A 21,734-nucleotide genomic window follows, 5' to 3' on the forward strand; every position below is an offset into this window, starting at 1 on the left:
ACCGTGCTCCGCAGGCGACCTGGCTTTCACAGTTGCGGGACAGCGCCGGATTCGCACCGGACTTCGCTGCGGGAACGGTTCCTACCCCAGACGCTAGTGCAGGCCCCGGCCTTTCGACCGGGGCCCGCGTCAACTGTGACCGGGAACTAGCAGTAGGTGGCCTGCTTGCCGATGATCCGGTACGGGCAGTCGCTGTACTCCGCGAGCAGCAGCACCGCGGTCCGGTTCACCGCGGTCTGCGCCGGGATCACCTCGTCGGGCGGGTAGAAGCCGCCGCCGCTGCCGCTGGACCCCGGGTACATCTCGAACGTGTACGCGAAGATCTTGTGGGTGGCCCACATCCAGTCGAGACTGTCGCCGTCCGTGATGTAGAGATCACTGGACTGTTCCGGTGTGTACCCGTTCAGGTTCGCCATCTGCGTGCCGAGCGTCGCGAACGTGTTGTACTGGTCCGCGTTCATCCCGGCGGCCGTGTTCGCCGTGGTGTAGCCGTACGGCCAGAGCACCAGCTTCGAGTACGTGTGCCAGTCGATGTTCGTCTTGATCTGCTGCACGCCGCCGACCACCCGGCTGTTGACGAAGTCGCGCAGCGCCCGGGTCTCCGGCGCGGAGAACGCGGACGGCCCGCGGTAGGTCGCCGACGACGTGGAGCCGGACGAGCCGCCGCAGCAGCCCCAGTTGTAGCCCCAGTTGCGGTTCAGGTCGGTGCCCACGTTGGACGAGCCGGAGTTCGGCTGCCGGTTCTTGCGCCACGACCGGTACGCCCCGGTGGCGATGTCGTACTCGCTGCCGTCCGGGTTGACGGTCGGCACGATCCAGATCTCGCGCGAGTTCACGATGTTCGTGATCCGGCTGTCCGTGCCGTAGTTGTCGGTGAACAGGTTGAGCAGGTAGATCGCCATCTCGACGGTCAGGTGCTCACGCGCGTGCTGCTGGTGGTTGAACAGGATCTCCGGTTCGCTCTCGTCCGTCGCCACGTTGTCGGAGATCTTGATGACCGGCAGGTCACGGCCCTCGTACGACCGGCCGATGCTGGTCTTGCGGGCGATCGTCGGGTGGTCGGACACCACCTGGTTGATCACCGCGGTCATCTCCGCGTAGTTGTGGTAGTTCGAGTCGGCCGGCGGGAAGTCCAGCGTGCCGAAGTCGCTCGCGGACGGCGCGGCCACGGCCTGCACCTGGTAGCCGAGCGCGCGGATCGACGACAGTTCGGCCGCGGTGGCGGAGACGGTGACGACGCCGTGCTCCTGGACAGCGTCGATGGCCGCGCCGGTGCGGGCGATCGCGTTGCGCGCGTCGGCCGTGCGCACGCCGGAGACGGTGTACTGGGTGGTCCGGCCGCTGTCTTGCGGCTCCGCCGGACGCGCGGTCGCGGGCCCGGTCGCGGTGACCACCAGCGCCAGGGCGGCGACTGCTGCCACGGCGAGGCGGATGCGGGAGGTGGACACGGTTGAGCCTCCTGGGGGTGGGGAGGTACGTCCGCACACTCCACCACCGCGAGCGTGATCAGCTCAATACGCTTCGATATCCCAAAGCGATCATCCCGCCGATGACATGGTCAGCCCTTCGCGGCCGGCTCTTCCTCTTCGCCCGCCAGCGCGGCACGGAGGCGGGCGCGCTCGGCCTTGCGCCGGTCCGCGCGGGCGGCCAACTCGGTCGCCATCTCGTCACGCCACTGGCCGAGCAGGAAGTACGACGCGACCGCGGAGAGCAGCAACGCCACGATCAGCTTGATGAAGATGTCCGTGTCGACGAACCACATCGCCGCCAGGAACGCCAGGAAGAGACCGATCCGGCCGGCCGTGTACTTGATCGCGGCCACAGCGCCTCACCTCTTCAGCCGGGAACCACAACCATCAGAGGGTACGCCGTCAGGCCCAGACCTTCTGCGGTACGGCCCGGCGGTCCGCCAGCGGGGCCGGCGCGTCGTACTCGCGGACCACGCCGTAGGACGCGTCCCGCTCGACCGGCCGCAGCCCGGCGTCCCAGATCAGCTCCAGCAGCTCCTGGCCCGGGTCCAGCTCGACCGCGCGCTTGTCCGCGTTGCGCCACCGCTGCTCCGGAGTCCCCTCCTCGTCCCGCTCGCCGGACGGGATGCCGGCCAGATCGTCCGCGCCGTAGTTGAGCAACAACTGGACCAGCGCCGGGCCGTGCGAGGCGTAGTCGGCGGTGAGGTGGACGGCCGGGTCGAGCAGCAGCCGGGCGACCGCGAACGTGCGGAGCGCCTCGGCGGGCGCACCGTCCTCTTTGACGAGCGTGACGGACGGCGGCCGAAGATCTTCACGGAGATTTAGCACCGCGTCCACCAGGTGCGCGGCCGGGTCCTCGGCGCGGCCGTAGGCGATCTCACCCGCGTCGATGGACCGATCGGCGGCGAACGTCACCCGGTCGGCGTACGACTCGGTCCGGCGGTGGTGGGCCAACCTGCCCAGCCAGGCCAGCTCGTCCGTGCCGAAGAGGACAATTCCGTCATCTCGGGTGAGCCGTTCCCCGGCGTAGACCTTCTGCTCCAGCGTGCGCTTCAGCCCGGAATCCATGCTCAGAGCGTACGTGGCCGGAATCTGAACGACCGGCCGGCTGCAACGGATCTCACGTCGGGTCGCCGGGCTCAACTTTCCGATTTATCCGTCCAAATCGCTCGAATCTCAGGGAGTTCACAGCGTCGGATCGTCATTGACCGATCGACACCCTGTGGGAGTGTGAGGTACACCCTTATGGGGAACGGGACGAGCCGGGTGCCATCCATAATGATCGTCCGGCGAGCACGTGGGGATTGGTATGGGTCAGTACACACATGTGGGACGTCACCGCGCGGCACCGTCTCCGCTGGTGCGCCCGGTGATCTTCACCGCCGTGGTCAGCGCCACGCTCGCCGCGGTGATCAGCTCTCCGGCGTACGCGGCGCCGCCCATCCCCGGCGTGCCCAACAGCGGCTCCCGCCCGGCCGCGACCGGCTCCCTGACACTGCCCGGCGCGCCCGGCGTCACCACGCCCGGCGGCACCACCACCCAGCCCACCTCGCTCACCGGCAACCCGGTGGCCAACCAGCTCGAGGCCAAGCAGACCGAGCTCAACCAGGCCGGTCAGCGCACGCTGGCACTGGAGGAGCAGCTCACGGCCGCCTCCGCCGCGGTCGCCGTGGCCGAGCAGAAGGTCGTGTCCGCGAGCGCCGTGCTCGCCGCGGCCGAGACCGCGCGGGACAGCGCGGCCGCCGAGACGCTCAAGAAGGAGGCGGCGCTCCCGCCCGACGTCTTCACCTCCGACCTGTACAAGATCGGTTCGCTCTGGCGGGTGCCGCGCGAGGCCGACGACACCGCGGGCAGTCTGGCCGCCGACCTGGCCCGGGCGCAGAACGCCGCGCTCGCCGCGGTCGGCGAGCGGGACGCCGCGATCGCCGCCGAGGCCGAGCTGCGCACCCAGCTGACCGCCGGGCAGGCCGCGCTCAAGGCGCTCGAGGCCGAACTGCTCAAGATTCGCGAGCAGAACGAGGACCAGCTCACCGCGATAGCGGCCCAGCAGGACGCGGCGGAGGCCGCGCTCGGCGCCGACTACCTCGACAACTCCACCACCGAGGGGCTGGTCGCCCACCCGAAGGCGCTCAAGGCGCTCGAGTTCGCGATGGCCCAGCGCGGCAAGTGGTACGAGTGGGCGGCCGAGGGCCCGAACACGTACGACTGCTCCGGCCTGATGTGGGACGCGTACCGCAGCGTCGGCTTCCAGCTGCCCCGCGTCGCCAACGACCAGTACTACGCGACCCGCGGCAAAACCGTCTCGAAGTCCGCGCTGCTCCCCGGCGACATGGTCTTCTTCAGCACCAGCAACCGGTGGAGCGACATCTACCACGTCGGCATGTACGTCGGCGAGGGCAAGATGGTCAACGCGCCGACCATCGGCGAGGTGGTCAAGGTGCAGTCGATCCAGTGGTCGCGGTTCTTCGCCGCGACACGCGTCTTCGGCGCGGTGGAGGGCCCGTCCAGCGCCGGCGGCACGCCGAAGCCGGCACCCACCCCGAAGCCGCAGCCGTCCCCGACGCCGCCGAAGCCGAGCCTGCCGACGTTGCCGAAGCCGCCGGGCACCGGTTCACCGACGCCCACGCCGACCGGGTCCGGTTCGCCCAGCCCGTCGCCGAGCACCTCGCCGACGCCGGTCACGCCGACGCCGACGCCGTCCACCCCGCCGACGCCGCCGGACCCGCCGTCCCCGACGCCGTCGAAGAGCGCCGCGTCGTCCGAGCCACCGGCGAATCCGCCGTCCGACAGCACGCCTGCCAGCGCATCCTCGTCCAGCAGCGCCTCTTCCGCCGCCTCCGGAAGTGCCTCCGCGGGGACTTCCGCGTCCGCCAACGGCTGACCCCCGGGTCGGCTGTCCCGTGACTCGCGGGTATGGCACGTTTTATGCGAGGGTGGAACGTGGGAGGCGATGTCATGAGCGAGGATCGGGTGGAGGGTGCGGACGCGCCCGGAAACGCCCCGGCGGTGGCACGCGCCCAGGTGGGACGCGCCTCCGTGACCGGATCGACCGCCGGCGACCGTGCCGGTCTCGGGGTTCTTCCGTCCCGGCAGCCGGCCGCGGGCCGGACATATCGGGCCGGTGACTACGGCACGCCCACGGCGGCCCCCGGTGAGCCGTCGGAGGCCCCCGGTGAGCCGTCGCCGGCTCCCGCGCTGAAGCCGGCGGAGGGCTCGATCACACCCGCGCCCGTGCTGTCCTTCACCACGCCCCCGGCGGAGCACCCGGGGTCCGCGGACGCCGGCGGTGACCGGCCGGCCGGTGCGGGCTCCGCGCCGGGCGAGCCGTCCACCGGCGCCGAGGCCGGCGGGGCCTCCGCCTGGTCCAACTTCGCGATGCCGAAGCGGGAGACCGCCGACGCGTCACTGAACGCCGCGGTCGCCACCGCGCAGAGCGAGCCCGCGCCGGTCCGGGAGCCCGCGGAGCCGGCTCCGGCCGTCGTGTCGCCGGCCGAGCTGCTGCCGGAGACCGCGGTCGCGGCGCCCGTCGCCTCCGCACCGATCGCCGCGGGGTCCGCCGCCTACGGCGGGTCCGCGATGACCACGACCCCGCCGGCCGCGCCGTCGCCGGCCGCGGCGCCGCTCGGCGTGCAGTCCGCGGCGTGGCCGAGCGCGCTCGCGTTCGGCGGCGCCGAGCCCGATCCGGCGCCCGCGGCATCCGCCACCCCGGTCTCGGCGCCCCCGGTGCCATCAGCTCCGGTCTCGTCGCCCCCGGTCTCGTCGTCCCCGGTCTCGTCGCCTGCCGCCTCGCCGTCCTCGGTCTCGTCGCCTGCCGCCTCGTCGCCGGTCTTCGGTGGCGCGCCGGTCTCGGCGCCGCCGGCGGCCGGCTTCTCGGGCTCCGCGCTGCCGTTCGGCGGTGCGCCGGTCTCGTCCTCGGCGCCCTCGGCGTTCGGCGACGTGCCGGTCTCCGCACCGCCGGTCTCCGCACCGCCGGTCTCCGCACCGCCGGTTTCCGGCGCATCCTCGGGTTCCGGGGCATCCTCGGGTGCCGGGGCATCCTCGGGTTACGGCGCATCGTCGGGTTCCGGGGCATCGTCGGCGTTCGGTGGCGCGTCGCCGGCCTTCGGTGCACCGGTCTCGGCGCCGCCGATCTCCAGCGCGCCGCCCGCGTCCGCGACGCCGGTCTCCGGTGGCGCGCCCGCGTCCACGCCGCCGGTGACGAGCGGGCCGCCCGCGTTCCGGGCCGCGTCGCCCTCGTCCTACGGCCGGCCGACCGGCACGCCCGCCGTGCAGCCGGACTACACGCTGCCGGATCCCACGCCCGCGGCGGTGCGGCCGGATTACTCGCTACCGGCGCAGCGGACCGGTGGCACCGCTCCGGCCGAGCCGACCCGGGCGCGCGCGTCCGTGCCGGGACTGAACCGGATCACGCCGGGCTCCGGCGGTGTGGTGGGCTCGGCGAGCTCGGGCACCGGATATCCGCGCGTCTACCGGGCCGGTGCGCCGGGTGCGACCGAGCCCGATCCGGTCGAGCCGCCGGAGCCGGCCGAACCGCCGGCCCCACCGGAGCCGCCGCAGCCGGCCGAGCCGCCCGCGCCGGGTCCCGGTCCGGTGCCCGCCCCGTTCCCGGACCCGAACCGTCCCGGCCCGGCGCCGGGACCGCAGCCGGGTCCGCCCGTACCGATGCCGCCCGCGCCGCCGTTCCCGTCACCGTCCCCGATGCCGCCGTTCCCGCCGCCGCCCGCGGTCGGCACCACCTGGTCGTCCGCGTCCGCCGCGCACGCGCCGGGGCGGGCCGACGTGCCCCCGGCCGCGCTGCCGCCGTGGCCGGCCTCCGAGGTCGCCCAGCCCGGGCGTCAGTGGCCGCCGCGTGACGAGGCGCCGGTGACCCCGGTGGTGCGTGGGCTCTCGCCGGACAGCGCGGACGACCCGCACGGCGTGGCCGCGTCCGCGGAGTACAACCAGTGGGCCCGCGGTCAGCGTCGCGAGTCCGGCACGGTCTATTCGCCGCCCGCGCGGACCGGGGAGCCGGTGTCGCGCGGCGTTCCGGCCAATCCGGCGATCGAGAACACAGGGTCGCTGACCGGGCACATCCTGTCGCCACAGCGGTGGAACGACAATTCCGACTCCAACAGTTCCACCCGAGTGATGGTCATCCTGGCGAGCGTCGCGATTGCCATCATTGTCGTCGGCATCATCGCCTCGATCGTCGTAGGTGACCAGCTCAGGGACCTGTTCGGCCAGTAACCAGAAGAACAAATCGGGCGTTACGCCAATCGGGTAACACAGTGAGCCCCGCCACTACGGGCCGGGAATGCCCCCGGCGCATCGCTGGTTGACGGGTAGGCTGTCATTCATCATTCGTTTCCGGTGGGCGTCTTCAGCGCCTGCCGCAGGGCGTTCTTGCAGGGCATTCGCGGCGACTCCCCTCGCCGCGGCGGGGCCACTTAGCGAGCATGCGCCCCGTTGAGAGGTTTCTTTGACGACTTTCGTTGACCCCAGCACGTTCCCGTCCCTCTTCGACTCGTCCGCGGAGCCCTCCGCCGAGTCCGCTCCCGCCGTCGAGGCGGAGAGCACCCCCGAGGTCACGTTCGAGGACCTCGGTCTCCCCAGCCGCCTGGTGCGCGCGCTCGCCCGCGAGGGCATCACCACGCCGTTCGAGATCCAGGCCGCGACCGTCCCCGACGCGCTGGCCGGCCGGGACGTGCTCGGCCGTGGTCAGACCGGCTCCGGCAAGACGCTGGCGTTCGGCCTCCCGGTGCTGGCCCGCGTCGCCCTGGGCGGCCGCGCCGAGCCGCACCACCCCAAGGCGCTGATCCTGGTGCCGACGCGCGAGCTCGCCATGCAGGTGGCGGACGCGCTGATGCCGCTCGGCAAGCCGCTGGGTGTGTTCATCAAGACCGCGGTCGGCGGCGTGCCGTACGACCGTCAGATCGACTCGCTCCGCCGGGGCGTCGAGATCATCGTGGCCACGCCGGGCCGGCTCGGCGACCTGATCAACCGCGGCGTCTGCAGCCTGGACAAGGTGGAGATCACGGTCCTGGACGAGGCGGACCAGATGGCCGACATGGGCTTCCTGCCCGAGGTCACCGAGCTGCTGTCGAAGACGCCGTCGGACAGCCAGCGGCTGCTCTTCTCGGCCACGCTCGACAAGGACGTGGACTCGCTGGTCAAGCGGTTCATGACCGACCCGGTCACGCACTCGACCGCGCCGCCGGTCGCGACCGTCTCGACCATGGATCACCACATGCTGCTGATCCCGCCGCAGGACAAGTTCCCGGTGACCGCGTCGATCGCCGCCCGCAAGGGCCGCACGATCATCTTCGCGCGTACGCAGATGGGCGTGGACCGGCTCGTCGAGCAGCTCGCTGCCGTCGGCGTCCGGGCCGGTGCGCTGCACGGCGGCAAGACGCAGCGGGCGCGTACCCGCACGCTGGCGGAGTTCAAGGAAGGCCGGACGAACGTGCTGGTCGCCACGGACGTCGCCGCACGTGGCATCCACGTCGACGGCATCTCGCTGGTGCTGCACGTCGACCCGCCGAAGGACCCGAAGGACTACCTGCACCGGGCCGGTCGCACCGCCCGCGCCGGCGAGTCCGGCGCGGTCGCCACGCTGGTCCTGCCGAAGCAGCGCCGCACCACGCTCGGCATGCTGGAGAAGGCCGGCGTCAACCCCGCGCAGACCCGCGTCCGGGCCGGCGACGCCGCGCTGACCGAGCTGGTCGGCGCGCAGGAGCCGTCCGGTGTGCCGGTCGTCGAGGAGCCGGAGCCGCCGCGCCGGTCCGAGGGCGGCCGCGGCCGTCGCTTCGGTGGCGGCGGCGGTGGCGACCGTGGTCCGCGTCGCTTCGACAGTGACCGTGGCCCGCGCCGCTTCGACGGTGAGCGTCCGCGCCGCTTCGACGGTCCTCGCGAGGACCGTCCGCGCCGCTTCGACGGCCCCCGCGAGGGCGGCCAGGGCACCGGCGCCGCCGCCGGTGGCACCGGCGGCGGCGACCACCGCTTCACCGGCGACCGTCGCCCGAACTGGCGCTCGCGCGACGAGCGTCCCCGCGACGACCGCCCGCGCGACGACCGCCCCAGTGGCGGCGGCGAGCGCCCGCACCGCCGCCCGGCACGCACGCACTGACACCGCACACAGCGAAGGCCGTCACCCGAGGGGGGTGACGGCCTTCGCCGTTCCACGGCACCGAAACCCTGCGCGACGGCACGCTGCCGTTCACCCGACCGGTTCCCGACCGGTTCCCGACCGGTCCTCGGCCGCTGCCGGCCCGCTGCCGGGCGCTGCCGGGCCGCTGCCGGGCCGCTGCCGGGCCGCTGCCGGGCGCTGCCGGGCCGGGGTCATGCTCCCACCGCGATCGGCGCCCGAGATGCCGCCGTAGTGGCGGCCCGGGCTGACCGCCCCCATCCGTCGCCACCCCGGACAGCCGCGCAGATCATCGGCACGGGCTCACCCGGCGCGGTCTCCGGCCACGTAATCCGGCACCCGCCCGCTGACCCTGCCGACGTGCCGATGTCGCCGCGCGGTGGCGGCCAGCCGACGGATCGGACCGGGCCGGAGCTTCCCGCCACCCACCCGCGGGCCACCCACCCGCGAGCCAGCCGCCCGCGAGCCAGCCGCCCGCCCGCAAACCCGCCGCCCGCCCGCAAGCCAGCTGGCCGCCCGCAAGCCAGCTGGCCCTTAGCATTCCCCGGAAGCCTGCGGCGTGCAGGCCACGCGACGCCCCGACCGCTGATCTTTCGGGACCGGGCCGGGACCGGCTCCGCCGCGGCGTCCGGAGCGGAGCGCCAGCGGAGTCGGAGGACACCGCGCGGTTTGCCCGCGGGAGCATGCGGAGGGTGACCACGCCGGAAGCGGGAACGCGGGGTCTGGGTCGCTCCCGGAACGGCACGGCGCCCGCGGGGGCATGCGGAAGGTGACCACGCCGGAAGCGGGAACAGCGAGCTCCGGGGTCGCCCCCGGAACCGCACAGCGCCCGCCGGAGCGGGCGACGGTGACCGCGCCGGGGGCGGGAACGCGGTTGTTACGGGAACTGGGGCCAGGTTCCGGACGTCAGGAAGTCACGGATGGTGGTGAGGTGCGGGGCCAGGTCGAGGTTCTGTTCGGTGACCCAGGAGTCGGAGAAGTAGGTGTCGGCGTAGCGTTCGCCGCCGTCGCAGAGCAGCGTGACGACGGAGCCGGTCTGGCCGGCGGCGCGCATCTCCGCGATCAGCGTGAACGCGCCCCACAGGTTGGTGCCGGTGGAACCGCCGACGCGGCGGCCGAGGACGGCGCTGGCGGCGCGCATGGCGGCGAGCGACGCGGCGTCCGGAACCGCGAGCATGCGGTCGACGACGGCGGGCTGGAAGCTCGCCTCGACGCGGGGGCGGCCGATGCCCTCGATGAGCGAGCCGCGGCCGGTCTCGACGGTCCAGTCGGCGTCGCGGTACGCCGGGAAGAACGCCGAGTTCTCCACGTCGACCACGCAGACGCGGGTGTCGTAGCGGCGGTAGCGGACGTAGCGGCCGAGTGTGGCGCTGGTGCCGCCGGTGCCGGCGCCGGTGACGACCCAGGCCGGGATCGGGTGCCGTTCCAGCTCCATCTGCGCGTAGATCGACTCGGCGATGTTGTTGTTGCCCCGCCAGTCGGTGGCGCGCTCGGCGTAGGTGAACTGGTCCATGAAGTGGCCGCCCAGGTCGTCGGCGAGGCGGCGGGCCTCGATGGACGCGGCGGCCGGGTTCGCCACCAGGTGGCACTTGCCGCCCTGGAACTCGATCAGGCTGATCTTCTCGGCGGACGTGGTGGCCGGCATGACCGCGATGAACGGCAGGCCGAGCATGCGGGCGAAGTACGCCTCGGAGACCGCGGTCGAGCCGGAGGACGCCTCGACGATCGTGGTCTGCGGGCCGATCCAGCCGTTGCAGAGGCCGTAGAGGAAGAGCGAGCGGGCCAGGCGGTGCTTGAGCGAGCCGGTCGGGTGCACCGACTCGTCCTTGAGGTAGAGGTCGATGCCCCACTCGGGCGGCAGCGGGAACGGGAGGAGGTGCGTGTCGGCGGACCGGTTCGCGTCCGCCTCGACCTTGCCGATCGCCTCGATCACCCAGACCCGCGCCGGTTCGTCACAGCGCGCGAAGGAGGTCATCGGACCACCGGCTGCGGGCGGTGCTCCCACTTGGTGGAGAGCGCGATCGCGGTGCGCGTGCTGGCGACGCCGGGGACCCGGCCGATGCGCACGACGATCTGCTCGAGCTCGGCTATCGTGCCGACCCGCACCTTGATCTGGAACGACTCGAGGCCGGCCATGAAGTAGCAGTCCTCGATCTCCGGCATCTCGCGCAGTGCGGCGCCGACGTCGTCGGTGTCGCCGCCGGAGTCCTGCACGATGCCGATGAACGCGGTCACGCCGAGCCCGACGGCCTCCGGGTCCACCTCGGCCTGGTAGCCGCGCAGGACGCCGTTCGACTCCAGCTTGCCGACGCGCTCGTGCACGGCGGGGGCGGAGAGGCCGACCTGGCGGGCCAGCTCCGCGTACGAGATGCGCGCGTTGCCACGCAACAGCTCCACGATTTTCAGGTCAGTTGTATCCACGGTGCGTTAACAATATCGCCCTCGACCGCGCGCGGCGATCCGTCGTAAATCAGAACCAATCTCGCAGATAGTACCGCCGAACGGCTCAACCAGTGCGTTTTCCACGTTCTCCGGACACGCTACGCGGGCGGTGCTTCAATGGCCGTACGTCCCTAGAGTGCTTCGGTGTGGACACGGAACGTAATCAATAATCCCCGAAGCATCGATCGACGCTAGGAGGGGTCGTGGACACTGGAGATCGTCTGCTGACGCCGGGCGAGGTGGCTGCGCTGTTCCGCGTCGACCCGAAGACGGTCACTCGCTGGGCGGCCGCCGGCCGGATCGGCAGCATCAGGACACCGGGCGGGCATCGCCGCTTCCGGGAGTCCGAGGTACGCCAGCTGCTCGAGGGCGAGGGTGCCCTGGAGGAGCTGAACAAGGATCTGCCGCCGGAACCGAACGGCGGCAACGGTGGGTCCGGCGGCTATCACCCGCCGTCGCTCAACTGAGCTGGTCAACGTGCGTTGAGCTCGCCGGCCCACCGGCGGAAGAGGCTGTGCGGTACGCCGAGCGCGTCCAGCACCTTGCCCGCCACGAAGTCGACGAGCTGTTGTGCCGTGGCGCCCGCGCCGGCCCCGTAGAAACCGGGGCTGGCCGGGAGCACCACCGCGCCCGCGTCGTGCAGTGCGATCAGGTGTTCCAGGTGCGACCTGGTCACCGGCGTCTCACGTGGCACCACCACGACGCGACGGCGCTCCTTGAGGGACACCTCGGCCGCGCGCTGCAGCAGGTCCTTGGAGAGGCCGATGGCGATGCCGGCGCAGGCCGCGGTCGACGCGGGGACGACCGCCAGCCCGCGCACCGGGTACGAGCCGCTGCTCGGGCCGGCCGCGAGGTCGCCGGCCGGCCAGTGCACGACGTCGCCCGGCGTGGTGCCGAGCCACGCGGCCAGGTCGTCCTTCCAGTGCGCGTCCCGGAACGGGCGGCCGGTCTCGTCGAGGATCGTCAGCCGGGCGGCCCGGGAGACGATCAGGTCGACCGGCTCGCCCGCCTCGAAGAGCGCGCGGAGCACGGCGGCGGCGTACGGCGTCCCGGACGCCCCGGAGACGCCGACCACCCAGGGGGTCCGTCTATCCACGGAGGCCCTGCAGGATCACCAGGTCGAGCAGGGCGAACGCGAAGAGCGCGACCGCGATCAGGCCGTTCGCCGTGAAGAACGCGCGGTTGACCCGGGACAGGTCGTCCGGGCGCACGATCCGGTGCTCGTAGACCAGCACGCCGGCGATCCCGGCCAGGCCGAGCCACCAGAGCCAGCCGTACCCGGTGAGGTAGCCGAACGCGGCGTAGAGCGCGACCGTCACCACATGCGTGGCCGCGGCGATCCGCAGCGCACCGGCGACGCCGTGCTTGACCGGCACCGAGCCGACGCCGATCTGCCGGTCGATGTCCACGTCCTGGCAGGCGTAGATGCAGTCGAAGCCGCCGATCCAGGTGCCGACCGCGAGGCCGAGCACCAGCGCCTCCCACGACCAGGCGCCGGTCACGCCGATCCAGGCGCCGACCGGGGCCACGGCCTGCGCGGCGCCCAGGAACACCTGCGGGTAGTTGGTGAAGCGCTTGGCGTACGAGTAGATGACCAGCGCGAACAGGGCGAGCGGGGCGAGCAGCAGGCAGAGCGGGTTGAGCGCGGCGGCCGAGGCGAAGAAGATCACCAGCGAGATGAGCAGGCCGGCCCAGGCGACGCGCATCGAGATCGCGCCGGTGACCAGCTCGCGGTTGGCGGTGCGTGGGTTCTGCGCGTCGATCCGCACGTCGATGATCCGGTTGGCGGCCATGGCGACCGTCCGCGCGGAGACCATGGCGACCGTGATCAGCGCGAGCGTGCCCCACTGCACGTGGGTTCCCTGAGACCGCATGGCGGTCAGCGCGGCCAGGTAGGCGAACGGCAGCGCGAAGATCGAGTGCTCGATCATCACCAGCCGCAGGAAGCCCTTGACCGGGTTCGGCCGGGCCACGGTGTCGGTCACAGGCCGTACTCCTTCCAGCGCTTGGTGACCTTCTGCACGACCTCCGGGGACATGACCATGCTCTCCGGCCAGCCGCGGGTGTAGCCCTCGGACGGCAGCTTGCGGGTCGCGTCGACACCGGCCTTGCCGCCCCAGAACTGCTGGTACGACGAGTGGTCCAGGTGGTCGACCGGCCCCTCGGTGAGCAGCAGGTCGCGCGAGTAGTCGACGTTGCCGAACGCGCGGAACGCGACCTCGGAGTAGTCGTGCACGTCGCAGTCCTCGTCCACCACGACGATCAGCTTGGTCAGCGACATCATGTGCGCGCCCCAGATCGCGTTCATCACCTTCTGCGCGTGCTTGGGGTACCGCTTCCGGATCGAGACGATCGCGCAGTTGTGGAACACGCCCTCGGCCGGCAGGTCGTAGTCGACGATGTCCGGGATCATGAAGCGCAGCAGCGGCGCGAAGATCCGCTCGGTGGCCTTGCCCAGCCCGTGGTCCTCCTGCGGCGGCTGGGACGTGACGATCGAGTGGTAGACCGGGTCGCGCTGCATGGTCATGCACTCGATGTGCAGCACCGGGAATGGCTCGACCGGCGTGTAGAAGCCGGTGTGGTCGCCGAACGGGCCCTCCGGCATCCGCTCGCCCGGCTCCAGGTAGCCCTCCAGCACGATCTGCGCGTTCGCCGGGACCTGGAGCGGCACGGTCAGGCAGTCGACCATCTCGACCCGCTCGTTGCGCAGGAAGCCGGCGAACAGGTACTCGTCGATGTCGGCCGGCAGCGGTGCGGAGGCGGAGTAGCAGACCGCCGGGTCCGCGCCGATCGCGATCGCCACCGGCAGCCGCTGGCCGAGCTGCTCCGCGACCGCGTGGTGGGCCGTGGAGTTCTTGTGGATCTGCCAGTGCATGCCCAGCGTGTTGTGCGAGTGCTGTTGCAGCCGGTAGAGGCCGAGGTTGCGCTTGCCGTTCTCCGGGTGCTTGGTGTGGGTGAGCCCGAAGTTGTGGAAGATGCCGCCGTCGCCGGGCCAGATCTGCAGTCCGGGCAGCCGGTTCAGGTCGACCTGGTCGCCCTTGTAGACGACCTCCTGGCAGGGCGCCGACTTGAGCTTCTTCGGCGGCATGGACTTGAGCTGCAGCACCTTGCCGATGCCGTCGCGGATGCCGGACCAGCCGACCGGCAGTTCCGGCTTGAGCATGTTGCCGATCCGCTCGCCGATCTCGTCGAGCGAGCCGACGCCGAGTGCCCGCGCGGTGCGTGCCTCCGTGCCGAACAGGTTGATCGCCACGGGCATGTCGCCGCGGGTGGGCCGCTCGAAGAGCAGAGCGGGGCCGTGAGCCTTGACCGTACGGTTGACGATCTCGCTCATCTCGAGGGTGGGGTCGACCGGCGCGCTGACCCGGCGGAGATCACCGGTCTTCTCCAGCGCGGCGAGGAAGTCCTTCAGGTCCGTGAACGCCGCCATGATGACCAGTCTTGCGCACTCTCCGGGATCGGTTGCGCGTGCGGTCCCATAACTGGTCCGCCGCCACACAATCACCGTGCGTATCCGAATGATTACAACGTAGTTTGTTCTGATATGCGGGGACTGGCGGCTTTGATGGTTCTGGCGGTGGTCACACCGCCGCTACCGGCGCAGGACCGGATGTCCGGATACCACCACCTCGGTGCCACCACGATCGGCGAGTTCCACGGCGCGTCCGCGCGGCTCACCGTGGTCGACCCGGAGGTCCGGCCCGGCACGCACGACTTCGTCGCCGCCCGGCTGCTGGCCAAGCGGGAGACCGCGGACGGCGGCGTGGAGTGGCTGGAGGCGGGCTGGGCGGAGACCGGGTGGGGTGGCGACGGGCGGCAGCGGCTCTACACGTACGACAGCGTCTCCACGACCTGGCGTTTCCACGACGCGATCCGGCTGCGGCCCGGCGACGAGGTCTGGATCGACCTGCGCCCCGGCGCGGACGGCATGTGGCAGGCGTGGGCGTGGTGGGACGGCGACTGGCACCTGCTGGCCGAGAAGCACGTGCCGATCGGCGCGGCCGGGCGGATGGAGCAGTACGTCGAGATCTACCACGACGACAGCGACGGGCCGATGCACGTGCCGCACGCGGAGATCGACTACGCGCGGGTACGCCTCGGCCCGGACGGCCCGGACGTGCCGTGGACGCCGGAGACCGCGCCGAGCACGACCGGCGAGGGCGACGAGGGCTACTGCGTGGAGTGGCAGTCCCGCTTCACGTTTTGGTCCGCCGGGACGTGCTGACGGCTCAGACCCCGGCGTACGAGTGCAGGCCGCCGAAGAACAGGTTCACGCCGAACAGGTTCATCAGCATGGTGAGGAAGCCGACGATCGCGATCCAGGTCGCCACGTTGCGCCGCACGCTGGGCGTGGCCCGGGCGTGCAGGTAACCGGCGTAGACGATCCAGGAGATGAACGCCCACACCTCCTTGGGGTCCCAGTCCCAGTAGCGGCCCCACGACGCCTCCGCCCAGATCGGGCCCGCGATCAGCGCGCCGAACGTCCAGATCGGGAACGCGAACGCGTGCAGCCGGAACGTCAGCCGCTCCAGCGCGGCCGCGTTCGGCACGTTCTTCGCCAGCGAGTACGGGAAGCTGCGCCGGCCCTTCTCGTACCCGTTGCGCATCAGGTAGAGCGTGGCCGGCACGACGCCGAGCAGGAAGATGCCGGACGAGGTGGAGACGGCCGCGATGTGGACGATGAACCAGGCCGAGTCCAGCGCCGGAACCAGCGGGCCGACCGGCGTGTACGCCACCATGCCGGCCACACCGAGCAGCAGCACCTGGAACAGCGCCACGAACAGGCCGAGGTGCCGCAGGCCGGGCCGGCGCGCCAGCACCACGAACCAGGCCACGATGCCGATGAACGTGGCCGAGAGGATGAACTCGTACATGTTGCCCCACGGCACCCGGTCCGCCGCGATGCCGCGGGTGACCAGCGTGCCGAGATGGGCCAGCGCGGCGAGCACGGTGACGCCGACGGCCGCCCAGCCGAGGACGCCGCCCTTCACCGCCTTGGCCGCCGGCTCGACCGGCTCCACGACGGCCGGCGCCTCGGTGCCGGACTCGGCCGGGCCGCCCGCGCCGGCCATGACCAGCTCGCGCTCCGGCCGCATCGCCGCGCGCCCGATGTGACTCCGGGTGCCGAACGCGTACTCCGCCGCGTGGCAGATCATCGCCGCCAGGTAGGCCAGGACGGTCACCACCAGCAGCTGATCGGAGAGCTCAGCCATCACACGGTCCCTTCAGCGGTGTCCTTCGCCGTGCCACCGCCCGGCCTGGTCGCGGCGACCAGCTGGGCGAACTCATCGGCGAAGCCCGGATAGTCGGTGCGCGGCAGCCCACCGGCCTCCATGAAACTACTACGTCCCGTCGTGGACGATTCTCCCAGGTCGCCGGGCGTGATTCGGAAGAACACCCGGCGTCGCTTCCCGTAGAGCGAGAGCGTCAGTCCGATCAGGCCGAGCACGCTGCTGAACAGGACGAAGAGCTGGCCGGGATCGCTGCGGACGGCGATCGTGGCGTACTCGCGGGTGCCGACGAACGTGACCGTGCTGCCGTCGTCGAGCGTCCACGACTCGCCCGGCCGGAGCAGCTTGGCCTCGCCGATCTGGGTCAGCTTGCCCCGGTCGATCTGCGCCTGGTTGATCGAGTAGACCGAGTTCGGGATGCCGGCGTCCTCACCCAGGTTGCCGCGGTAGGCGAGCAACGTCAGGCCCGGATTCCGCTCCGCCGGGTGGACCGAGATCGTGACCAGCCCTTCCGTCGGCATGGTCGGCGCGTAGATGCCCTGGAACCCGACCTGCTGGTCGTCCTGGCGCTGTCCGGTGGCCGGGTCCACGTTGGCGTCCGGGAACTTGGCGACGCCCTCGCTGGTCTGGTTCAGATCGGTGGACAGGAACGGGCTGACCCGCTCCTGCGTGACGCCGTACCGGTCCGTGTACCGGATGACCGGCGCGTAGCCGTGCCCGAGCAGGTACACGCTGGCACCGTCCAGGCGCAGCGGCGAGTTGACCGCGAACCGCTCGCTCCGCGCGCCGCCGTTCTCCTCGACCGTGGCCGTGGCCTCGAAGGACTCCGGCATTCCGGTGTCCAGGAAGCGGGCCTCGAAGTCCGTCAGCTCCAGGCAGAACGGCGGCAGGTCGGCGTCGTCGACGCGCGGCCCGAGGTCGCTCTCGTCGAACTGCGGGACGCTGTTGCAGAACGCGGTGTCCGGGCCGGCCACCAGGATGCGGTTGCCGTGCCAGCCGTACCAGCCGCCGAACGCGACGCCGGCCAGCACGCACAGCAGCGCGGTGTGGAAGACCAGGTTGCCGGTCTCCTTGAGGTGGCCCTTCTCCGCGCTGACCGTCCACCCGCCGTCGGCCTGCTCGCGGGCGATCGCGCGCCACCGGGCCGCCCGCAGCATCGCGCGGATCCGCTCGGCCGCCTCCGCGGGCGTGCCGTCGATCTCCTCGGCCGGGACGGACGCGGCCAGCCGGTCCAGCCGGCGCGGCGCCTCCGGCGGCGTCATCCGGGCCGCGCGCCAGTGCTCGCGGACGCGCGGGATGATGCAGCCGATCAGCGACGTGAACAGCAGCACGTAGATCGCGGAGAACCAGACGGACGCGTACGCGTCGAAGGCGCCCAGCCGGTCCAGCGTGGGCGCCAGGTCGGGGTGGTCCCGGAAGTAGTCGGACACCGCCTGCGCGCTCACCGCGCGCTGCGGCAGCACGGAGCCCGGAATGGACGCGATCGCCAGCAGGAACAGCAGCGTCAGCGCGGTCCGCATGCTGGTCAGCTGCCGCCACGAGTTGCGCAGCAGCGCCCACACCGGATTCGGCCGTCGCCGGTCGTCCACGGTGGGGCGTTCGTCGAGCGCGGTCACAGCAACACGTCCCCGACTCCTACGGTGGTGAGCAGCCAGATGAGGAACTGGTTCCAGGCGCCGGTGACCAGCGCGAGGCCGACCAGCACCAGCATGCCGCCACCGATCCGGGTCACCCACTGGCCGTGCCTCCGCAGCGTCTTGAAGACGCCGAGCAGGTGCCGGAACCCCAATCCGAAGATCAGGAACGGAATGCCCAGGCCCAGGCTGTACGCGACGCCCAGCACCGCGGCGCGGTCGGCCTGGCCGGCCGCGGCGGAGAGCGCCATCACGGAGCCGAGCGTCGGGCCGATGCACGGGGTCCAGGAGAGCGCGAAGATCGCCCCGAAGATCGGCGCGCCGATCAGGCCCGCGTCCGGCAGCCGGTTGATCCGGAACTCGCGCTGCAGGCCGGGGATCAGGCCCATGAAGGACAGGCCGAGCACGATGATCAGCGCACCGGCGCCGATCTCCAGCGGGCGCTGGTGCTCCAGCATCAGCCGGCCGACGTTCGCCACCAGCACGGTGCTGAGCGTGAAGACCGCGGTGAAGCCCGCGATGAACAGCGCGGTGCCGGCGAGCACGCGACCGCGTACCCTCGTGGCGGTCTTCTCCAGGTCCGCGCCGGTCAGGCCGGTGATGAACGACAGATAGCCGGGGACCAGCGGCAGCACGCACGGGGAGAGGAAGCTGACCAGGCCGGCCAGCGTCGCGGCCAGGATCGCCAGGACCAGTGGGCCGTTCGTCGCGGTGCTCGCGAACGTGTCACCCATTCTCCGCGGCCACCTTCTGCACCAGCGGCGTCAGCTCGCTGGCCAGCACCGACCGGCGGATCACCAGCGCGATCCGGCCCTCGCGGTCCAGGACCACGGTGGACGGCGTAGCACCCGGCGGGATGTCGAAGTCCAGGCCCAGCCGGTTCGCCGGGTCGAACAGGCTCGGGTACGTCACGCGCCCGCGCTCGAACGCGATCGCCGCGTCCCGGTCGTCCCGGTTGTTGATGCCGAGGAACTCGACGCCGCTCGCCTTGGTGGCCTGGTACGTCTGCTCCAGCTCCTTGGCCTCGGCGCGGCACGGCGAGCACCAGGAACCCCAGAAGTTGACCACCACGACCTTGCCCCGGGCCGAGGCGAGGTCGTAGCGCGAGCCGTCCAGCAGCTCACCGGCGGCCTCGGGCGCGTCCGGCCGCTCGCCGGCGGCGCACTCGATCACGCCGTTCGCGCCGGTCGCGCAGGCCTCGGTCCAGTCACCGCGCCCGGCGAGCAGCCCGCCCGCCACCGCGCCGGCGACCAGCAGCGCGACGCCCGCGACGATCGCCTTCGGCCTGGTGAGCGCTGGCATGGTCAGGCCCCCTTGGCCGTCCGGGCGGTGGGCGACATCGCGATCAGGTGCGCGGCCGGCTCCGAGTACATGACACCGACGATCCTGGCGCCCTCGAAGTGGAACGAGGTGAGGCTGGCCAGGCCGCACTGGCGCTTGCGCGGGTCGTGCCAGAGGCGCTTGCGCTCCACGTGGTTGCGCAGCGTCCAGATCGGCAGCTGGTGCGACACGCAGAGCGCCTCGTGCCCCTCGGCCTCGACGCGCGCGGCCTCCAGCGCCGCGTACATCCGCTTCGCGATCAGCGTGTACGCCTCGCCCCAGGACGGGGTCACCGGGTCGCGCATCACCCACCAGTTCCGCGGGTCACGCAGCGAGCCGTCGCCGACCGAGACGCGCTTGCCCTCGAACCAGTTCGCGCTCTCGATCAGCCGGTCGTCCACCGCGATCGGCAGCCCGAACTGCGCCGCGATCGGCTCGGCGGTCTGCTGCGCGCGCTCCAGCGGGCTGGCCACCACGTGCGTGATGTCCCGCTCGGCGACGGCCTGCGCCGCCGCCTTCGCCATCTGGACGCCCAGCTCGGAGAGGTGGTAACCGGGGAGCCGGCCGTAAAGGATCTTCTCCGGGTTGTGCACCTCACCGTGCCGCAGCACGTGCACGACGGTCTTGCTCGTCACGCCTTACCCCCTTCGGCTCGCCGCGGCCGCACGGGCGGCCCGCGGGAGTGCCGCAGCGATGGTCTCCAGTGCCTCGTCGTCGATCGCGGTCGAGACGAACCACGACTCGAACGCGCTGGGCGGCAGGTACACGCCGAGCGCGAGCATCTCGTGGAAGAACGCCTTGAACGCCTCCGCGTCCTGCCGCTTCGCGGACGCGTAGTCGGTGACCTCGGCGTCCGTGAAGAAGATCGAGAACATGCTGCCGGCCGTGGAGAGCCGGTGCGGCACGCCCGCCTCGGTCAGCGCCTTCGTGGCCAGCTCGCCGATCGTGGCCGCGGTCGCGTTCAGCGTCGCGTAGACCGCGTCGTCCGCGAGCCGCAGCGTGGTCAGCCCGGCCGCGCAGGCCAGCGGGTTCCCGGAGAGCGTGCCGGCCTGGTAGACCGGGCCGGCCGGGGCCAGCCGGTCCATCACCTCGCGGCGACCGCCGAACGCGGCCGCGGGCAGGCCACCGCCCATCACCTTGCCGTAGGTGAAGAGGTCGGCCGCGACCGGGTCGAGGCCGGTCCAGCCGTTGCGGGAGAGCCGGAAGCCGGTCATCACCTCGTCGACGATCAGCAGCGCGCCGTGCCGGTGCGCGATGTCCGCGAGCGTCTGGTTGAACCCGTCGACCGGCGGGACCACGCCCATGTTGCCCGGCACCGCCTCCGTGATGATCGCGGCGATGTCCGGGTTGCCGGCGAAGGCCTCCTCCACGGCGGCGACGTCGTTGTACGGCACCACGATCGTCTCGGCCGCGCTCGCGCCGGTCACGCCGGGCGAGTCCGGCAGCGCCAGCGTGGCGACGCCGGAACCGGCCGCGGCCAGCAGCGCGTCCACGTGCCCGTGGTAACAGCCGGCGAACTTGACGATCTTCGAGCGGCCGGTGAAGCCGCGGGCCAGCCGGATCGCCGACATGGTGGCCTCGGTGCCGGAGTTGACCAGGCGGATCGCGTCCACCCCGGTGCGCGCGACCATCTCCTCGGCCAGCTCGACCTCGCCGGGCGTGGGCGTGCCGAAGCTGGTGCCCTTCGCGGCCGCGGCCTGCACCGCCGCGATCACCTCGGGGTGCGCGTGACCCAGGATCAGCGGGCCCCAGGAGCAGACCAGGTCCGCGTAGCGGTTGCCGTCGGCGTCGAACATCCACGGGCCCTCGCCGCGGACCATGAACCGCGGCGTGCCCCCGACCGCGCGGAACGCACGCACGGGAGAGTTGACCCCGCCCGGCACGATGGCCTTGGCACGGTCGAACAGGGCCTCGGAGGCGGGTGCCTCGGCAATGTGTGAGTCGCTCACGGTTCGCCCATTCTGTCAGCGCCCGGCGCAACCCGGGCAACCACCCCTGACCAGGAGTTGTCCGTGTCACCGGGTGCGATGGCGGGACCTGCCGACACCCCCGGACGGGTTTCTCAACAGGCTAGCGAGACCAGATCGCGATAGGCTGATCGCGTGGAGCGTCCGGAGCTGTCCATCGCACTACAGCGGACCCCCGGCGAAGTCGTTCTCAAGCTCGCCGGGGAAATCGACATGCTCACGGTGAACAAGCTATCGAGCATCGTGAACGAAATGGTGGCCGATCCCCCGCCGCGGATCATCCTCGACATGGGCGGCATCACATTCTGCGACTCCCAGGGCCTCGGCACGCTGGTCGTGCTGTCCCGAAAGGCGTCGTTCGCCCAGAGCGTCCTCATCCTGACCAACGTCGGCGACTTCCTCCTCCGCGTCCTCGACATCACCGGGCTGCGCTCAGCCCTGATGATCCAGGCGTCGTAGCACCCAGCTGGGCCGGGCCGTGCGGGACCTGCGGCTTCGGAGGCGGCTGTCCGGCCTTCCCGCACCGCCGGCCGGGCCCGCCGGCCCGG

The 21,734-nt window shown here is 71.9% G+C and carries 19 protein-coding genes and 1 pseudogene; 6 read left to right on the forward strand and 14 right to left on the reverse strand.

Annotated features, from left to right (window positions below):
- Window positions 1-149: 149 nt before the first annotated feature.
- The 3 genes and pseudogenes from J2S44_RS17060 to J2S44_RS42920 form a co-directional block, all read right to left on the reverse strand.
- Window positions 150-1,448, reverse strand: a pseudogene (locus J2S44_RS17060) (M14 family metallopeptidase); the annotation flags it as partial.
- 110 nt (window positions 1,449-1,558) lie between these two features.
- Window positions 1,559-1,822 (reverse strand): DUF4229 domain-containing protein, encoded by a 264-nt coding sequence (locus J2S44_RS17065; protein WP_310414653.1) that lies wholly within the window; start codon window positions 1,820-1,822, stop codon window positions 1,559-1,561.
- 49 nt (window positions 1,823-1,871) lie between these two features.
- A complete protein-coding gene (locus tag J2S44_RS42920) occupies window positions 1,872-2,537 on the reverse strand; it encodes a hypothetical protein (RefSeq protein WP_374727856.1) in 666 nt (221 codons plus the stop codon).
- A gap of 301 nt (window positions 2,538-2,838) precedes the next feature.
- On the opposite strand from J2S44_RS42920, the gene J2S44_RS17075 reads away from it, so the two are divergent.
- The 3 genes from J2S44_RS17075 (at window position 2,839) to J2S44_RS17085 (ending at window position 8,574) form a co-directional block, all read left to right on the forward strand.
- Complete coding sequence (locus J2S44_RS17075; RefSeq protein WP_310414656.1) at window positions 2,839-4,350, forward strand: C40 family peptidase; 1,512 nt, start codon at window positions 2,839-2,841, stop codon at window positions 4,348-4,350.
- A gap of 74 nt (window positions 4,351-4,424) precedes the next feature.
- Window positions 4,425-6,695 (forward strand): hypothetical protein, encoded by a 2,271-nt coding sequence (locus tag J2S44_RS17080; protein WP_310414659.1) that lies wholly within the window; start codon window positions 4,425-4,427, stop codon window positions 6,693-6,695.
- Window positions 6,696-6,927: 232 nt separating this feature from the next.
- Window positions 6,928-8,574 (forward strand): DEAD/DEAH box helicase, encoded by a 1,647-nt coding sequence (locus J2S44_RS17085; RefSeq protein WP_310414662.1) that lies wholly within the window; start codon window positions 6,928-6,930, stop codon window positions 8,572-8,574.
- An 895-nt stretch (window positions 8,575-9,469) separates the two neighbouring features.
- On the opposite strand, the gene cds1 is transcribed toward J2S44_RS17085, so the two are convergent.
- On the reverse strand, window positions 9,470-10,567 hold the full coding sequence (cds1, locus tag J2S44_RS17090; protein ID WP_310414665.1) for an L-cysteine desulfhydrase Cds1: 1,098 nt from the start codon (window positions 10,565-10,567) through the stop codon (window positions 9,470-9,472).
- Window positions 10,564-11,013: an Lrp/AsnC family transcriptional regulator gene (locus J2S44_RS17095; RefSeq protein WP_306837012.1), complete on the reverse strand. Its 450-nt coding sequence runs from the start codon at window positions 11,011-11,013 to the stop codon at window positions 10,564-10,566. Before J2S44_RS17095 ends, cds1 begins: the two co-directional genes overlap by 4 nt.
- Window positions 11,014-11,237: 224 nt before the next feature.
- On the opposite strand from J2S44_RS17095, the gene J2S44_RS17100 reads away from it, so the two are divergent.
- The gene (locus J2S44_RS17100; protein WP_310414668.1) at window positions 11,238-11,501 is read left to right on the forward strand and encodes a BldC family transcriptional regulator; all 264 of its coding nucleotides are present in this window, start codon (window positions 11,238-11,240) and stop codon (window positions 11,499-11,501) included.
- Window positions 11,502-11,506: 5 nt separating this feature from the next.
- Here the strand turns inward: J2S44_RS17100 and J2S44_RS17105 are convergent, their stop codons facing one another.
- From J2S44_RS17105 to J2S44_RS17115, 3 genes are read right to left on the reverse strand one after another with little or no spacing between them, the layout of a single operon-like run.
- Window positions 11,507-12,130 carry a UbiX family flavin prenyltransferase gene (locus tag J2S44_RS17105; protein WP_310414671.1) on the reverse strand — a complete coding sequence of 208 codons (624 nt, stop codon included), beginning with the start codon at window positions 12,128-12,130 and terminating at the stop codon, window positions 11,507-11,509.
- On the reverse strand, window positions 12,123-13,019 hold the full coding sequence (mqnP, locus tag J2S44_RS17110) for a menaquinone biosynthesis prenyltransferase MqnP (RefSeq protein ID WP_310414674.1): 897 nt from the start codon (window positions 13,017-13,019) through the stop codon (window positions 12,123-12,125). Before mqnP ends, J2S44_RS17105 begins: the two co-directional genes overlap by 8 nt.
- Entirely contained in the window at window positions 13,016-14,464 is a 1,449-nt protein-coding gene (locus tag J2S44_RS17115) for a menaquinone biosynthesis decarboxylase (RefSeq protein WP_310414677.1), read from the reverse strand. The genes mqnP and J2S44_RS17115 overlap by 4 nt, the downstream gene beginning before the upstream one ends.
- A 147-nt stretch (window positions 14,465-14,611) precedes the next feature.
- Between J2S44_RS17115 and J2S44_RS17120 the strand changes: the two genes are divergently transcribed.
- The gene (locus tag J2S44_RS17120) at window positions 14,612-15,259 is read left to right on the forward strand and encodes a hypothetical protein (RefSeq protein ID WP_310414679.1); all 648 of its coding nucleotides are present in this window, start codon (window positions 14,612-14,614) and stop codon (window positions 15,257-15,259) included.
- A gap of 4 nt (window positions 15,260-15,263) precedes the next feature.
- Here J2S44_RS17120 and ccsB read toward each other — a convergent pair whose 3' ends face one another.
- Genes ccsB through hemL form a run of 6 tightly spaced genes read right to left on the reverse strand, consistent with a single transcriptional unit; the run spans window position 15,264 to window position 21,168 of the window.
- Window positions 15,264-16,247, reverse strand: coding sequence for a c-type cytochrome biogenesis protein CcsB (ccsB, locus tag J2S44_RS17125; RefSeq protein ID WP_310414682.1), 984 nt, complete (start codon window positions 16,245-16,247; stop codon window positions 15,264-15,266).
- Window positions 16,247-17,881, reverse strand: coding sequence for a cytochrome c biogenesis protein ResB (resB, locus tag J2S44_RS17130; protein WP_374727857.1), 1,635 nt, complete (start codon window positions 17,879-17,881; stop codon window positions 16,247-16,249). The genes ccsB and resB overlap by 1 nt, the downstream gene beginning before the upstream one ends.
- Window positions 17,878-18,633, reverse strand: a complete 756-nt coding sequence (locus J2S44_RS17135) for a cytochrome c biogenesis CcdA family protein (RefSeq protein ID WP_310414685.1) — start codon at window positions 18,631-18,633, stop codon at window positions 17,878-17,880. The genes resB and J2S44_RS17135 overlap by 4 nt, the downstream gene beginning before the upstream one ends.
- Window positions 18,626-19,201 carry a TlpA family protein disulfide reductase gene (locus J2S44_RS17140; RefSeq protein ID WP_310414688.1) on the reverse strand — a complete coding sequence of 192 codons (576 nt, stop codon included), beginning with the start codon at window positions 19,199-19,201 and terminating at the stop codon, window positions 18,626-18,628. The genes J2S44_RS17135 and J2S44_RS17140 overlap by 8 nt, the downstream gene beginning before the upstream one ends.
- Window positions 19,202-19,203: 2 nt before the next feature.
- Window positions 19,204-19,854 carry a histidine phosphatase family protein gene (locus J2S44_RS17145; RefSeq protein ID WP_310414690.1) on the reverse strand — a complete coding sequence of 217 codons (651 nt, stop codon included), beginning with the start codon at window positions 19,852-19,854 and terminating at the stop codon, window positions 19,204-19,206.
- Between the two features lie 3 nt (window positions 19,855-19,857).
- The gene (hemL, locus tag J2S44_RS17150; protein ID WP_310414693.1) at window positions 19,858-21,168 is read right to left on the reverse strand and encodes a glutamate-1-semialdehyde 2,1-aminomutase; all 1,311 of its coding nucleotides are present in this window, start codon (window positions 21,166-21,168) and stop codon (window positions 19,858-19,860) included.
- Between the two features lie 153 nt (window positions 21,169-21,321).
- Between hemL and J2S44_RS17155 the strand changes: the two genes are divergently transcribed.
- Entirely contained in the window at window positions 21,322-21,645 is a 324-nt protein-coding gene (locus J2S44_RS17155; RefSeq protein ID WP_310414696.1) for an STAS domain-containing protein, read from the forward strand.
- Window positions 21,646-21,734 lie beyond the last annotated feature (89 nt).

It is taken from the genome of Catenuloplanes niger (assembly GCF_031458255.1).
GTDB lineage: Bacteria > Actinomycetota > Actinomycetes > Mycobacteriales > Micromonosporaceae > Catenuloplanes > Catenuloplanes niger.

Coding starts and splice junctions, on each gene's coding strand:
- J2S44_RS17115 (WP_310414677.1), bottom strand. CDS start 14,464: ATGGCGGCGTTCACGGACCTGAAGGACTTCCTCGCCGCGCTGGAGAAG.
- J2S44_RS17080 (WP_310414659.1), top strand. CDS start 4,425: ATGAGCGAGGATCGGGTGGAGGGTGCGGACGCGCCCGGAAACGCCCCG.
- J2S44_RS17140 (WP_310414688.1), bottom strand. CDS start 19,201: ATGCCAGCGCTCACCAGGCCGAAGGCGATCGTCGCGGGCGTCGCGCTG.
- J2S44_RS17135 (WP_310414685.1), bottom strand. CDS start 18,633: ATGGGTGACACGTTCGCGAGCACCGCGACGAACGGCCCACTGGTCCTG.
- ccsB (WP_310414682.1), bottom strand. CDS start 16,247: ATGGCTGAGCTCTCCGATCAGCTGCTGGTGGTGACCGTCCTGGCCTAC.
- cds1 (WP_310414665.1), bottom strand. CDS start 10,567: ATGACCTCCTTCGCGCGCTGTGACGAACCGGCGCGGGTCTGGGTGATC.
- J2S44_RS42920 (WP_374727856.1), bottom strand. CDS start 2,537: ATGGATTCCGGGCTGAAGCGCACGCTGGAGCAGAAGGTCTACGCCGGG.